The following is a 16,516-nucleotide window of genomic DNA, read 5'->3' as shown; positions in this document are numbered from 1 at the left end:
TACAGCTAAAAAATAACTAAATATTTTTTTTGCTATCAAACTTGGGTTAAGTTTTATCAGTGTCTTATCAGACTGTGTTATTCTGATATCGCTTTCTTCATCAGTCCCTTGTGGTAAGTAAATATATAGTTTATCCTTTTTTCTATCTATATAAAACTCACCAGGGTAATCCAGTTCCTCAATAATATTGTAATAGAATAGCCTTGATTTGTCAGTCGTAATATTACTATGAAAGTCCCAAACCATAGTGACAGTTCCTTTTTCATCAATACAGGAAATTTTATTTTTTCTCCATTTCCACGGTTTAGAAACCGCTCCGTCAATCCATATATCTTCTACACTATTCCATAACTTTACTCTTCCTGACGCAGAAGTAAACTGCTTTAAGCCTACCGGATTTTTTATATCATTGAAGTTTTCAGTATTTGGATATCTCGACAGATGCATGCTCTCCTTATCAATATAAACCATTGCAGGTGGAAGTGGCTGATTCCTTACAACATACCCCACATGCCCGAGTTCTCCATACTGTGTTAATTTGTGTTTTTTCAAATCTAACATTTTGATTTTACCTCTAGCATCTTTGTCTATTATAAGATTAGTGATTTTGTCGGGTGTATCTTCAAACCACTTATATTTTATTTTCTTTGAACCAAGTAAACGAACCATTTCCCCCTTATAAGCGTATATTCTTACCGGAGCTTCCAGACAGCCTGAATCCTCGTTGTCGAAGTAAACAGTATCATCCAAATAATATTCTCCACCTTTCAACCATATAACAACTCCATTATCCGATAATTCTCCTGCTTGTCTAAGTTTACGTACCATATTCCTTGCTCCCACTATTGTTCTAAGCGGATTTTCTAATGACCCCTTTCCTCTATCATTTCCTTCAGGAGAAATAAAGATTTGTGTACATTCGTCTAATTTTTCTACATTATTGCAATTAACGGTCAAATGATATTCATTTGAGGTTGAAAAGCCATCTGAAACAGTTATGGGTAAACAAATTTTGTTATTCTCAGACTCGATTATAACTGTGTTGTCCGATACAGTCCTGTAACCATTTCCAGGCTTTACATTCACATAGAACTTTTTATTGTCAAGTCCGTCCAGATCATTTATTATCAATTTGTCAGTAGATATTTTCAAAAAATCTCCATTGGAAGATGATATTTCATGCTGTCCTAATATTACTGGTGGATGATTAAATTCTAATATTTGGGCAAAACTATAATTTAAAGGTAACATAGTTACTAAAAGTAATCTGAAGAAATTTGTTTTCATGAATATAATGGATTATGAGATTTGAAGTAGATTAAATAAAAAATATTCAGACCCTCAAAGTTATATTAATTACTATACTGAATAGAAAAGGCATAGGTTATGAATATAGCTACAAAACCTATGCCTTAATACTTTTATAAAGTAACTCCTTGCTTAAGAATAGCTATTTCCCGGTAATTCTTCAATTCATTTAGAACTTTTTTACCATTGGCTATATCAATCACGAAATCAATGAACCGTCGGCTCAGTGTCTCCATATTTTCACCTTCTACAAGAGTTCCAGCATTAAAATCAATCCACGTGTGTTTTTGTTCGTAGAGTTGAGTATTAGTAGAAACTTTTACTGTAGGAACGAATGTTCCGAAAGGAGTTCCACGTCCTGTAGTAAACAATACGATATGACATCCGGCAGAAGCTAAAGCAGTACTTGCCACAAGGTCATTACCGGGAGCACTCAGGAGGTTCAAGCCTGAAGCCTTTATCCTATCACCATATTTCAGAACATCCTCAACCATCGAGCTGCCTGATTTCTGCGTACATCCCAAAGATTTTTCTTCAAGAGTTGAAATGCCTCCAGCCTTGTTTCCAGGTGAAGGATTTTCGTATATAGGCTGGTCGTTACGGATAAAATAGTTCTTAAAGTCGTTTATCATTGATACCGTTTCATTGAAAATCTCTTCCGTACGGCAACGGTTCATCAGCAGAGTTTCTGCTCCAAACATTTCCGGAACTTCAGTAAGGACTGTAACCCCTCCTTGTGCAATCAGATAATCAGAGAAAACCCCAAGCATAGGATTGGCGGTAATACCAGACAGTCCGTCGGAACCACCGCATTTAAGTCCTACTCTCAGCTTTGATAATGGAACATCAGTACGCTTATCCTTACTTGCTATAGCATACATTTCACGCAGTAGTTTCATCCCCTCCTCTATTTCATCATCAACTCTCTGTGATACGAGGAAACGTACCCTCTTTGTGTCATAATCGCCCAGAAACTCTCGAAACGCATCCGGCTGGTTATTTTCACAACCTAGTCCCACAACGAGTACAGCTCCGGCATTTGGGTGCAGAACCATGTCGCGCAATATCTTACGAGTATTCTCATGGTCATCGCCCAATTGCGAGCATCCGTAATTATGAGGAAATGCCATAATGGAATCTACATCCTTGCATCCTGTTTCCGTGCGTAACAGCTCTGCCAGTTGATTGGCTATACCGTTTACACAGCCCACTGTAGGCACAATCCATATCTCATTACGAATTCCCGCATCACCATTATCACGTAGATAGCCTTTAAATGTACGGTTCTCATTCACGAAAGTCTGCTTATCAAACTTCGGAGTATAATTATAAGTACTCAAACCGGAAAGATTTGTTTTCACATTCTTCTCGTTAAGCATGTACCCTTTCTTTACACTTGCAACAGCATGCGAAATAGGGAATCCATATTTGATAACCATATCTCCCTGAGCAAAATCCTTCAAGGCTATCTTATGGCCAGCAGGGATATCCTCCATCAACTCTAAAGAAATATCGCCTACCTTTATTTCCATACCCTTGGACAATGCGTGTAAGGCTACAGCAACATTGTCCGCTGTGTTAATCTGAATATATTCAGTCATGATAATATAGTATTAATATATATTAATCTATAAGTTCCTTAACAGTCTGAAGCATACCCTTGTTTTCGATACAGTTTATGTAGTATGACACTCTTTCGGCAAGTCCGGGGACAGCATTCAGATCCTCACCCCATATAGAATCAGTTGCAAGAACTGTCTTCACAAGATTTTCCACTGACCCTTCATTCCAAAGCCTAGCAAGCAATGCCATGATTTCAGGAGCATCATTAGGAACAATCTCTGTTCCGTCGGAGCGTTTACCACCTTTGTAATAAACAAGAATAGCAGCCAGACCTAGCACCAGCCCTTCAGGAAGTCTGCCCTTACGTTTCAGATATTCCTTCACACCAGGAAGGTCGCGTGTTGCATATTTAGGGAATGAATTAAGCATTATAGATGTAACCTGATGATCAACAAACGGATTGTTGAAGCGTTCAAGCACAGCTTCTGCAAACTTCACCAGTTCATCTTTTGGAAGGTTAAGTGTTTCCATCAGTTCATCAAACATCACACGATGAATATACTTTCCAATTACTTCATGCTGACAAGCATCTCTCACGATGTTCACTCCCGAGAGGAATGCCACAGGAGACAATACCGTATGTGGACCATTAAGCAAAGTAACCTTTCGTTCATGGTAAGGCTCTTCCGATGGAACGAACAACACATTCAGTCCAGCCTTGTTTGCAGGGAACTCATCAGCTACAGATTCAGGTGCCTCAATAACCCATAAATGGAAAGCCTCGCCCTGTACCACAAGATTATCATCATAGTCCAATTGTGCTTTTATGTTATCTATCTCTTTACGAGGAAATCCTGGAACGATACGGTCTACCAATGTAGCATAAACGCCACATGCAGTTTCAAACCATTTTTTGAATTCCTGTCCAAGATTCCACAAATCAATGTATTGATAAATTGTTTCCTTCAATTTATGTCCATTAAGGAAAATAAGTTCGCAAGGGAATATAATAATCCCTTTTGAAACGTCACCATTGAAATGTTTGAATCGGTGATAAAGCAATTGAGTAAGCTTTCCCGGGTATGAACTGGCAGGAGCATCATCAAGCTTGCATGAAGGGTCGAAATTAATACCTGCCTCGGTAGTGTTCGATATAACGAATCTTATATCTGGTTGTTCGGCAAGAGCAATGAAATCATTGAAATGGCTATAAGGGTTCATAGCACGGCTGATTACGTCAATCATTCTGAAAGAATTTACCACTTCACCATTATTCAATCCTTGAAGGTTTACATGATATAGGCAATCCTGTGCATTGAGTGCATCCACCATTCCCTTTTCTATAGGCTGTACAACTACTACACTGCTGTTAAAATCAGTCTTCTCATTCATATTCGAGATAATCCAGTCGACAAATGCACGAAGAAAATTACCCTCTCCAAACTGGATAATACGTTCCGGACGTACTACTTTATCAGCAGTTTTACTGTTTAATATTTTCATAATAAAAACCTCAAATTAAAATTCAACCAAAATTCTAAATACTTTTCCGGGATTTTCAGACCAGGTCTTAAGAATATCACCTGCCTGTTCAGGTTTAACCACTGCAGAAATAAGCTCATCCTTAGGACAAGTACCATTCTGCAGATACTGAATTACAGCACGGAAATCTTCAGGCATAGCATTTCTTGAACCTCTGATGTCCAATTCCTTCTGTACAAAATATTTTGTTTGGAAAGAAACTTCACTCTTGGCATATCCTATGCAAACCACTCTACCCGTAAATGCGACTATATCAATAGCAGTGACATATGTTACAGGACTTCCCACGGCTTCAATGACCACATCTGCCATATATCCGTCAGTTATTTCCTTAACACGTTCAACCACATTGTCAGTTTTTGAATTTATAGCGTCTTTTGCTCCAAGTCTTTTAGCCAGTTCAAGTTTTTCATCATCAAGATCGATTGCTATAACATGTGCTCCGCGAAGATTGGCCCTGACTATGGCACCCAAACCAATCATACCGCAACCAATAACTACAACAGTATCAATATCTGTTACTTGAGCTCTCGATACAGCATGAAATCCAACACTCATCGGTTCAATCAAAGCACATTCTTTTTCAGAAAGGCCTGTAGCTGGAATAACTTTATTCCAAGGCAGAACCAGATATTCCTGCATAGAGCCATTACGCTGCACACCAAGAGTTTCATTATGTTCACACGCATTTACACGTCCATTGCGGCAAGAAGCACATTTCCCACAGTTAGTATATGGATTAACGGTTACATTCATTCCCTTCATAAAACCGGCAGGAACACCTTCTCCTATTTCCTCAATCACGGCACCCACTTCATGTCCAGGAATTACAGGCATCTTAACCATAGGATTTCTGCCAAGATAAGTATTTAGGTCTGACCCACAGAATCCAACATACTTAATACGAAGTAAAATTTCACCTGTTCCAACTGTTGGTTTGGCAATTTCAGCAACCAACACCGAACCTTCATTATTAATCTGTAATGCTTTCATGATTTAACAATCTATTTTAATTAGTTCTTATTTTCTATTTTATAACCTTTCCAGCTATAATAAGCTGTAAAGAAGAAACATATTAACGGAATAATATAAGCTATATAATATATATCTTTGTTGTGGTTCATTACATATGCTGTAAGTTGTGGAATACATGCATTACCGATAATAGCCATAACAAGGAAAGCCGAACCACTCTTTGTGTCTTCACCAAGACCTCTTAAAGCAAGAGAGAACTGAGTGGGATACATTATTGACATAAAGAAAGATACGGCAAGCATGGCATATAATCCTATCATTCCACCGCAAAGAACAATAACTCCACACAGAAGAATATTGACTATAGCATAAACAAGAAGCATATCCTGAGGGCGGAATCTAACCATAAGCATGGTACCTATCCATCTTCCGGCAAGAAAAGCCAGCATATAGAATCCAAAGAATGTTGTAGCAGTATCTTCAGGTAGTCCAACGTACATACAGCAATAAACAAGGAAAAGGCTGTTTATCGCTGTCTGACCACCATTGTAGAAGAATTGTGCTATAACTCCCCATCTTAAATGTGATTTCTTCAAAACGCCGAAATTAATCAGTTTTGAGTTACCTTTGTCTAATGCACTCTCATTGTCTATTTTAGGAAGTTTAGAGAAAACGAAAATTATAGCAATCAGAATCAGAAGTCCTGCCAGAATAAGATAAGGGAGTTTCATTGAGTCTGTTTCCATTTGAATATATCCATCCCATCCACCCGGATAATCAACCGGCAATGTTTCACGAGTATAGTTTTGACCGGTTAGGATTAATTTACTCAAAAACATTGCAGCAATAAAAGCTCCCAACCCATTAAAGGATTGAGCCAGATTCAAGCGTCTTGAAGCGGTTTCAGGCGTACCAAGAGCTGTAACATAAGGATTAGCGGCAGTTTCAAGGAAACACATCCCAGTAGCAATAATGAAGAAAATAACCAGGTATGCCCAATATTCTTTAATGGCAGCTGCCGGAAAGAACAACAGGCCACCTATGGCAGCCAGTATCAGTCCGAATATAATTCCGGATTTATAGCTGTAGCGTTTCATGTACATAGCTATCGGGATCGGGAAAATAAAATAAGCCAGCCAGTATGCTGCCTCAGTGAACGATGCCTCGAATGCATTCAGTTCACAGGTTTTCATCAGTTGTCTGATCATTGTGGGTAGCAAGTTACTGCTTATAGCCCATAAAAAGAAAAGACTGAATATCAATAATAGCGGTATAAAATATTTATTCTTCATTATTCTGACATGTTTTTAATATAAGGCAATGTAGGCAAATTCCTGAAGCCATAGAATTTCTCGGCATTTGCCCCAAGGAAAAGTCTCTTTTCATCATCATTAAGCTCATTAGACTTGACAACAAAATCGTAAGACATTCTGTAAGTAATGGCAGTTATGGTACGAGGATAATCAGAACCCCACATAAGTTTGTCAAATCCCACCAAGTCGGCTGCTTCACGAATAGCCTTTATTGCGCCCTTGAACGGATAGAATTCATCATTGAAAAGCCATGTGATACCGCCCGATTCAATCATTACATTATCGTGTCTTGCCAAAAGAATCTGTTTTGTCCAATCCGGTTTGGTAACCATACCAAAATGACCGATTGCAATTTTCAGCTTCGGACATTCGGAAATAATATCTTCCATCTCTCCTACCTGCGTATCACCCTCAGCCATATCAATAGAAAGTATAATATTCTTATCCTCCATAAGATGAAACATCTTCATCATTTCGTCCGAATTAAGGAGAACCCTGCCCTCTCTAACCTGAAGACGATGTCCTGGTATTTTAATAGCCTTGAAGCCATTATCAATCAATTCCTGGGCTTGAGTATAGAATCCAGGTTTGCGGAACTCACACATACCGCACACAAAGAACCTGTCGGGATACTTGTTCATTACCTCCTGCAGATAATCATTCTGAATACCATCTATATACTCCTGAGTAACAACAGCACCTCCTACCTGAGCATAATTCATGTTGGCCAGAAAAACTTCAGCACTGTTGCGTCCGTCAATCATAAACGGGGGGAGCATTTGTCTAATCTCCCCCATGAACAATGATTGACCATTCTCTGTAGTTTTTATTTTCTGACCGTCAACTTCAGTATCTTGATGTAACCAAAGATGTGAATGAGCATCAATTATTGTAAAATCCATAGTAATAATATTATGAATTAGCCCAACTTACTCTCTGCTGTTCTCCGATGATTTCTTTAACTTTCTCTACAAGGCTCCAGTCTATAGGTTCTTCAATGTATTTAATATTCTGAAGAACTGACTCAGGTCTTGCAGAACTGAAGAGTGTAGTAGGTATTCTTGAATTGCTTACAGAAAACTGTATGGCAAGTTTTTCTATAGGATAACCCTGTTCAGCACAATATTTGGCAGCCTTTTCGCAAGCTGTAACCAATGGTTTTGGAGCAGGATGCCATTCAGGAATACCTCTTTGAGTAAGAAGACCCATTGAGAATGGAGAAGCATTGATTATACCTATACCTTTTTCTTCGAAGAAATCAAGGAAGTCTACCAGTTTATCGTCATTCAAGGAATAGTGACAGAAATTAAGGACAGATTCCACTGTATCCGGTTCTGAATTTTCAATAACCCATTTCAGGTTTTCAAGCTGCAAGTCTGTAATTCCTACATGACCAACAATACCTTTTTTCTTCAACTCAACCAAAGCCGGCAAGGTTTCGTTTACCACCTGGTTCATGTCAGAGAATTCAACATCGTGTACGTTGATAAGGTCAATATGGTCTATGTTAAGCCTTTCCATACTTTCATAAACACTTTCAGTAGCGCGTTTTCCCGAATAATCCCAGGTATTTACACCATCCTTGCCATATCTACCCACCTTAGTAGAGATGATAAACGATTCTCTCGGCAATTCTTTAAGAGCCTTACCTAAAACAGTTTCTGCTTTATAATGACCATAATACGGAGAAACATCAATAAAATTCAATCCATTTTCCACAGCAGTGAAAACAGCTTTGATAGCCTCATTTTCCTTTATAGAATGAAAAACACCTCCTAATGAAGAAGCGCCAAAACTCAATACAGGGACTTTTAATCCGGTTTTCCCTAAATCACGATATTCCATGTTAATAATAATTTTAAAGGTTAATATTTTAATGTAAAAATTAGTCGTATAAATAGAACATACGTTCCATCATTTGCCATTTTTCATCCGAGGTAGCACCTTCGGCACACTGTTGGAATTTTGCTACATAATCTTCCCATTCAGCCTGACGTGGAAGTTTAGCCAATTTTCCCATTGCCGTATTCCAGTCAAAATCCAAAGGAGTCTCTACTATCATAAAGAGCTTTGAACCTATTATATATATTTCCATTTCCAATATACCCACCTCGCGTATACCGGCTCTTATCTCAGGCCAAGCTTCCTCTTTACTATGTGCTTTTTTATAAGCAGCTATAAGTTCTGGGTTATTTCTCAAACTAAGAGTCTGACAATATCTCTTTACTGGCTGAGAGTAACTGCGAACTCTATATCCTTCAATTTTTTCCATAATTTTTTTATTAATAGTTATTTTTTCTTTGACATTCAAAATTAGAATAAAAGAACCGAAAGAATAGTGGGTATTTGTTACATAAATAAGGGGGAGATTTCTAAAAAATGAAATCTCCCCCTCTAATTGGTATAATATTTAGTATGTACGACTTTGAAGATTTATCATAATTCTACAAAAATCTTTCAAGTTCAAAACCATTCAACCATATTCCGCTATTTCTGTCTGTACTTTTAAACTTGATAGTAACAGTATCGCTGTTATCCTCAACTTTGAATTTTATCACAGCAGTTGTCGGATTATTGTATTGACATTCCTTACCGGCTGATACAGTCAATCCTTCATTTACAATTTTATCATTGACACTTATACATATTGTTTTTGAATATGGCAGCTTATGAATTGACTCTTTTTTAAGACGTTCCAGATTAGGATCCATGCTGTTTGTATTAGAACCAGGTGCATGATGGTACGTCATCAAAGAGTACTCTCCTGCCGGAAGATTTTTCAATTCCAGATATAAACCATCCTTATCCAGACACAAAATTCCGTCACCATAAACGAAACCGTCCTTACCAATTACATTCATTTCGCCAAGACTTCTGATTAGTCCTTCGCCTGATACGGTTCTTATAGTAAAATTGTATACCCCCTGTGTACCATTACTAACAATTTCCGATTTTTCCGAGGAAGGAGGAGTATTGCCGGCAACAAGGTCATTAAGTTGTGCAGCACGTACAGAAACAGAAGCTTCCTTACTATCCTTAATAATCCACGGTGTCCATCCAAACTGCAACAATTGCCCCTCAGCACCCATATCCATCAGTACGGTTTCTTTGTCATAAATAGGATATGCATTGGCAAGCATACAGTCAGTATTTGCTTTTACTGTCTCAACATTCACCGAAGCAGATTTCAGACTTTTCGAAGTAGCAGTAATTTCAATTTTACCCGATTTTCTTCCGGCTCTGATCAAAGCACTTCCGTTTCCTCTTCTTATTTTAACAGGATTAGCCTCAATGTTAACCTTATCACCTATAACCTCAGCATCACCTTTCACAGTAAACTTGATTTCACCCTTATAGTCTTTCAGTCGCATACCGTTTTTATCAAGAACTTCTGCATGGACCACCATAATGTCATTACCGTCTGCCTTGAAATCCATATCATAGGTATCAGCAATCAGGTTCAGTTTATAAGCTTTTTGTGGAGTAAACACACACTTTTCTTCAATATACGCCCCATCGTAGAAGCCTTTCACTTTAAGTTCTCCGGCTTCATATGGGATGCCACTTATTATATACGGCGCATGATCGAGTCCGTCATATTTGAGATTATCAGACGGTTTATACATACCGTATGATTTCCCGTTAACAAGAACCTCAATCTTGGGAGCATTACTATAAATCACAATATCCTGTCGCTTTCCATCCCATGGATTTACTACATGTATATAAGGTTTCTTTACAAATTCTGCAGGATACCAGTAAATTGAATCACTTTTAGGATATCTGAAAGCATCAAGAGCACCCAGACGGGTTTTTTCATCACCGCCACCAAAATCGTGGAAAGTATAATAAGCATGAGCTGTCCATGAAATCATTCCAGGCATCATAGGATCACGTTTGTATGGAGCAATAGCCTCAGGACCATAATTCCCTTCCATAGCAAGCAAAGGTTCGTGACGGTCCCAAATACCAGGTCCGTAATTCATGTTACCGAAAATATCTGTCCATCCGCTGCACTGCCATCCGGTCCATCTACTGCTCTGCGATGAGGTAAGGCGTGTTGGGTCTTCCTGTTTAATGGCAAACTGCATTTCAGGCACAGGCCCGCGATGATTTATACCAGCTCCCCAGATGATTACCGATGGAGAGTTTTTATGGTTTCTCACCATTACCCTTGCAGCCTGGACTGCGTTTTCGTACCATTCATTCTTCTGAGATATGGAAATCCATGTAGGAGCCTCTTCGTATACCAATAGTCCAAGTTCATCGCAAGCCTTGATAATCTCATCATCCTGAGGATAATGTGCTGTACGCACACAATTCATTCCCAACTGTTTGAGCTGCTTCATATCCTTATAATGCAATGAATTTGGCATTGCATCACCTATATAAGCATAATGCTGGTGACGATTGAAGCCTATCAATTCTATATTCTTACCGTTCAGTCTGAATCCGGTTTCCGGATCGTATTCCACTTTACGCAATCCAAGTCTGTTATCTACAACATCGATAGCCTTACCACTCTCATCATACAATACAGTATTTACTTTATAAAGATAAGGACTGTCCAAGTCCCAGAATCTCACATCATCCTCTATACCTCCGGTCTGACAGAAACGGTATCTCATATTAGGAGCAATAACTGCAGTCTGTGTCAATTTGAGCACCACATCGCCATCGGCATCCACTACCCTCTGAACTAAAGTAGCCTTTTGCGGTCTGTTTGTTTCATTCACCACTTCAGTACGAATATCAATTGTAGCGTTACCGTTAACATAATCCACTGAAGGAGTGGTAATAGTAACACCACTATTCATTGATTCAATATTGTTTGTTATATGTAGTTTGTCAGTCTCCACAAGATACACATCTCGATAGAGACCGCTGAATTTTATATAGTCAAAAGGCCCCGGATCGGGGGGAGTAACTTCACTTTTTCTATTATCTACCTTTAAAGTAATCTGATTATCAGCATTTGGAGTAACATAATCAGTAATATCAAAAATGAAAGGGGTGTAACCGCCTGTCTTATGTATACCTACTTCCTTACCGTTAACCCACAGTGTAGTAATCTGGTGAGCCCCTTCAAATTCAAGGAAAACCTTTTTCCCGCTACCGTCAACATGTATATTCTTTCTGTACCACCCAATCTTTCTCATAAAAGTAGGCTGAGTTTTATCCTCATTATATCCGTTCAGTTTGATAGATGTGAGTTCGAGAGTATGAGGTACGCATACATTCTCCCACTTGCTGTCGTCGAAATCCTTTTTGAAATAAGGGTCATTCTCATTACCAATTATAAACTTCCAGTCGGAATTTATTAGAAGTTTTTCCCTATTAGTCTCAGGATAACCATATGGAAAATCCTGTCTCACATTATCTGCATTCACGGCAAATAACGAAAGATATGCACAAAATGCATAAGAAAACAATTTTTTGTGTTCCATAAATATATTAGTATAATATAGTTTGTAATAAAATCTGCACGTAAAACTCATTCACTCCAATGTGAATCTTTAAGAAACTCATTACCCTCCCATGCCAGCTTGCTTGTCCAGTCACGGTCTGCATCGGTCCAGAAAGGATGCGAAGCAGGTAGACCTAACGGTAAAAATGCCAATGAAGTCATATAGAGGCTGCCGTTATTGGTATATTTGTCGGCCACACCTGGTTGCGAGCCGTTAAATCCTATGGTAAGAAATCCGTCTTTATTGAAATTTTCATCACCGTCAAACATCCGCTTCATAACAGCTGTAAGCGCACACCTTACCTGAGCATTTGTCAGTCCGGAAGGCAGATTCTGATACCATGCCATAAGTGATAAAGGTTGCAGAGCTGCCATTCTATAAGTAATAGATCTGCCAAAAACAGGGAATGTACCCTCGGGAGATACCAATCTTTCAAGAATTACACTGTATTTCTGTGTCCTCCGTAAAGCTTTGTCGTATAGTCTGGTATAACTTACATGCGAATATGTCTTGACATGTTTCATTGTGTAAAGAGTTTCCAAAAACATAGGATGGAAAACATATCCACTGTAATAATCGAAAGCAAACTCAGGACCATCTGAATACCATCCGTCTCCCACATACCATTCGTCTACTTTACGAATAGCAGAATTTATACGATACTGGTCGTATTTGGCACCAGCCTTTGCCAAAAAGCTTTCTATGGTAGAAGAGAACAACAGCCAGTTAGTGTATGGAGGGTCAATTCTTCTTAACTGCATAAACTCACTGATGTATCTTTCTTTAGTAACATCATCGAGCGGCATCCATAATTTATCGTATGCTCTTAAAAAACTTTCTGCAATAAAAGCTGCATCAACAAGCGCCTGTCCATGACCTTTCCACATTAAATAATCAGGACTTTCGGGATTTACGGCATTGGCATAACTTTTAAGAGCCATATCTCTCAACTCTTTGCGCATTCTGCCTTCATCCGTATTATCATCGGGCAAAGCCAACCATGGTGCAATTCCAGTCATCAGGCGGCCGAATGCTTCCATATATGCAACTTTTATGTTACGTCCGTCCCATGAAGGTGGAACTTCAACTTTCATATTTTTTTGTAATTCACCTTTCGAGATATTGCTTAACACCGGGAATGCCATTTTATATGCTATGCCACACCAATAGTTACGGCATGTATTATTAGCGCTTTCAAGATATCTCACATATTCGCAGGCAGCCAGAAGAAAAGCACCTACGCCAAAATTTGCAGTCGACCGTGCATCGACAATCTGTCCCGGTATGGCTTTTTCACCGATAGGCTGTACATAGCCAATCCTTCCGTCCTTCTGTAATGCTGTTTCCGACAGATACTTCCATGCATTCTTAACTACAGGAATATAAACATCCTCCTCAAGAAAACCATTATTGATACCCCAAATAAAACCATATGTAAAAAATGCAGTTCCACTGGTTTCAGGTCCGGGAGCATGATTCGGATCCATCATACTGCGAGTCCAATATCCGCCGTCCTGCTGCAATGCTGCAACAGCCTGAGCCATTTTCCTGTATTTATTCACAAAGAAATCATAATGCTCATAATCCTTAGGCAAATCTTTAAGAACTTTTGCAAGTCCGGCCAGAACCCATCCGTCTCCTCTTGCCCAAAAATCTTTTTTACCATTCACACTCTTATGCTTTGGAAAAACATATTTTGCGTCACGGTAATAAAGATTCTCGTCTTTATCGAACATTATCTTATCACTATACGACAAATATTCGTATAACTTATCAAGATAGAGACGATTGTTCGTAATCTTATACATTTTGGTCATCACGGGCATAACCATATACAGTCCGTCGCTCCACCACCAGTAATCATTTTGCGGAGTACTCATCTGATACTCCATCACTTCTTTTGCACGCTTTATTTTGTATTCCTGAGGGTCTAGGTTATAAAGATCAGCATACGTCTGAAAACAAACCTGATAGTCCCCGAAAAGGACAAAATCATCAGTCTCGCCATAAGTATATTTCCATTTTGAACGGTCATTGCCTTTTGCACCCATCCATTTATTATGCTCAGCCCAAGCTTCGGAATACTTACGGTACTCTTCATTTCCGGTAAGGAAGTATGCCTCCATATTACCGGTATGATAAGCAGCATTGTCCCAAAAAGATTTTACCTGAGGTTTGTTGTTTAATTGCCAATATCTGTTTACTTTGTCAATAATCTCACTGATTTGCTCCGGATTATCTTCCCTGGCAAAAGACGGTGAAAATACAAAAACAACACACAGAATAAATAAAATACGCGTTTTAATAAAACTCAACATAGTAATATATTTTGAACCCTGAATAAGCGGTAAATGTTTACAATCAATCAAAAAGGACTAAGTATCAGCAAAGGACAAGCCCGGCTAATACTTAGCTCCTCAATCTGCCAACATTACTCCATCAATAACCAGTTAAGGTTAGCAGTTTTAGTACTACCGTTTGTAGAGAAGAATCTTATAAAAATATCCTGCTTACCTTTCACTTGCTCAAGGATATCCGATTCAAGAGTAACCCATTTACCCCATCCTCCTGTATTTTTAATTTCATATTTTGCAACAACCTTGCCCCACTGATGCCCTATTCTTACCTCCATTGTGCAACCCATGTTTCCACAGGACACCCTAGCCTGCATTTTCTTAGCCTCACCGTTTCCAAAATCCACACCGTTAAAACGTACAGTAGATCCGGTTCTTGCTTCGCATACCATCCATCCCATAGGTTCATCACCAGAAACAAAAGAAATTGAAGCATTGCTTATCTCATTATATCTGTCCACCTGGATGGTATCCCCTTTTGCCGGATTTCCAATACCTCTCAACGTTGGCACAACTTTTTTAATTGTACCATCCGGTTTAAACTCCATATAATCGGCACACATAGATCTGAGTTTATTACATCCGCTAATATGCCAGAAATGATAGAACAAAATCCATTTGTCATTATATTTAACAACCGAATGATGATTGGTTCCATTATCTATATTATCCATTATTTTTCCTTTATACTCAAAAGGTCCCAGCGGATTGTTACTTGTAGCATATCCTATAGTATACCCTTCGTCCGGAAAAACATGGGCAAATGTAAAATAATAAACTCCGTCTTTTTTAAAGAGGAATGAGCCTTCCTTATACCCGAACGGCAGACTCTGGATTTCTACAGGTTCACCGTCAATGCTTTTCATATCATCCGACAGCTTGACACCATAGAGTTTCTGTCCTCCACCATAATATAGATAAGCCTGGTTATCATCATCAACGAAAAGTCCCGGGTCAATACCTTGTATACCTTCTATAAAAGATTTTTCCCATTTAAAAGGCCCCATCGGATTATCGGATACACCTACACCAATCCTGCGGAAAGCATTGTCATTTTTAGCTTTTGCCGGGAAATAATAATAATATTTTCCATCTTTCTTTATACAGTCGGGAGCCCACATAGCGTATGTATCTTTTTCACCCCATGGCACATCGTTTTCTTTAAGTATCCATCCGTGATCTTTCCAGGAAGAACCGCCTTCGAACGAAAATCCATGATAACCCGGCATACAAAACCCATTATTGGCCTTAATTAATTCTTTTATCGGTACGGCATCCGAAGAGGGATACACATAAAGTTTGCCGTCAAAGCAACGGGCCGTAGGATCTGCCGTATACATGTGAGTAACCAATGGATTCTGAGCCGATAACAATGATGCCCATCCTAAAAAAAATGCAGTAATAAATTTATTCATTGTATATTTATAGCTTAAATATGATTAAAAAACGGGTGCTGTAGATAAATCTTATGCCCCCATTGTAAAAAGATCTATTTAATAAAAGAAACTAACATCATAAACTTTTGCAGCAAGTCTGCATAAATCAATAAAACTCTGAAACTGACTTTCATTCTCTACCGACAAACATATATTAGAAACACCTTTATTGTTTCCATACCCATCCGACACAGTGTTAATCTCAAGCGGTAATTTAAGTTTTTCTATACCGTTACTAAGTCCTTTTGCAACAAAAGTATGAATTCCATTTAAAACAGACAAATCCAATTCTTGTAAAGATGGTAAATCTTTTAATATTATTTTCCCTGTAACACCAGTAGTTTCATTACTAATTACTATACCGGAAAGTACCTTACAATTTATAACAGTCAAGCCATTTTTTAAAGTATTTATATCTTCCATTTTGCCCGACAAGAAACTGCCCGAAAGTTTTAAATATGGAACTTCATCATTATTTTCAACTCTAACCGATTTCAAAGAGGAAGCATTAGATAAATATATTCCATTGGGAGTATTTATATTGACAATATTAAGGC

The 16,516-nt window shown here is 38.5% G+C and carries 11 protein-coding genes and 1 pseudogene; all 12 read right to left on the bottom strand.

Annotated elements, in window-relative coordinates:
• Nucleotides 1–1,287, bottom strand: a pseudogene (locus QZ379_RS08580) (hypothetical protein); the annotation flags it as partial.
• Between the two features lie 134 nt (nt 1,288–1,421).
• Nucleotides 1,422–2,912 (bottom strand): UxaA family hydrolase, encoded by a 1,491-nt coding sequence (locus QZ379_RS08575; RefSeq protein WP_291563190.1) that lies wholly within the window; start codon nt 2,910–2,912, stop codon nt 1,422–1,424.
• 19 nt (nt 2,913–2,931) lie between these two features.
• Nucleotides 2,932–4,374 carry a tagaturonate reductase gene (locus tag QZ379_RS08570; RefSeq protein ID WP_291563185.1) on the bottom strand — a complete coding sequence of 481 codons (1,443 nt, stop codon included), beginning with the start codon at nt 4,372–4,374 and terminating at the stop codon, nt 2,932–2,934.
• Nucleotides 4,375–4,389: 15 nt separating this feature from the next.
• The gene (locus QZ379_RS08565) at nt 4,390–5,406 is read right to left on the bottom strand and encodes a zinc-binding alcohol dehydrogenase family protein (RefSeq protein WP_291563182.1); all 1,017 of its coding nucleotides are present in this window, start codon (nt 5,404–5,406) and stop codon (nt 4,390–4,392) included.
• A 20-nt stretch (nt 5,407–5,426) separates the two neighbouring features.
• Entirely contained in the window at nt 5,427–6,683 is a 1,257-nt protein-coding gene (fucP, locus tag QZ379_RS08560) for an L-fucose:H+ symporter permease (RefSeq protein ID WP_291563187.1), read from the bottom strand.
• The gene (locus tag QZ379_RS08555) at nt 6,680–7,603 is read right to left on the bottom strand and encodes an amidohydrolase family protein (protein WP_291563179.1); all 924 of its coding nucleotides are present in this window, start codon (nt 7,601–7,603) and stop codon (nt 6,680–6,682) included. Before QZ379_RS08555 ends, fucP begins: the two co-directional genes overlap by 4 nt.
• A 10-nt stretch (nt 7,604–7,613) precedes the next feature.
• On the bottom strand, nt 7,614–8,546 hold the full coding sequence (locus QZ379_RS08550) for an aldo/keto reductase (protein WP_291563176.1): 933 nt from the start codon (nt 8,544–8,546) through the stop codon (nt 7,614–7,616).
• 40 nt (nt 8,547–8,586) lie between these two features.
• On the bottom strand, nt 8,587–8,973 hold the full coding sequence (locus tag QZ379_RS08545; protein ID WP_291563174.1) for an L-rhamnose mutarotase: 387 nt from the start codon (nt 8,971–8,973) through the stop codon (nt 8,587–8,589).
• Nucleotides 8,974–9,145: 172 nt separating this feature from the next.
• The gene (locus tag QZ379_RS08540) at nt 9,146–12,148 is read right to left on the bottom strand and encodes a glycoside hydrolase family 2 TIM barrel-domain containing protein (RefSeq protein WP_291563171.1); all 3,003 of its coding nucleotides are present in this window, start codon (nt 12,146–12,148) and stop codon (nt 9,146–9,148) included.
• A gap of 47 nt (nt 12,149–12,195) precedes the next feature.
• Entirely contained in the window at nt 12,196–14,487 is a 2,292-nt protein-coding gene (locus QZ379_RS08535) for a DUF2264 domain-containing protein (protein ID WP_291563168.1), read from the bottom strand.
• Between the two features lie 113 nt (nt 14,488–14,600).
• Entirely contained in the window at nt 14,601–15,938 is a 1,338-nt protein-coding gene (locus QZ379_RS08530) for a family 43 glycosylhydrolase (protein WP_291563165.1), read from the bottom strand.
• Between the two features lie 78 nt (nt 15,939–16,016).
• On the bottom strand, nt 16,017–16,516 hold a 500-nt coding region (locus QZ379_RS08525), incomplete at its 5' end, for a hypothetical protein (protein WP_291563162.1).

It is taken from the genome of Bacteroides sp. (assembly GCF_019417265.1).
Lineage (GTDB): Bacteria > Bacteroidota > Bacteroidia > Bacteroidales > Bacteroidaceae > Phocaeicola.
This window is presented reverse-complemented; position numbering and strand designations above follow the sequence as displayed.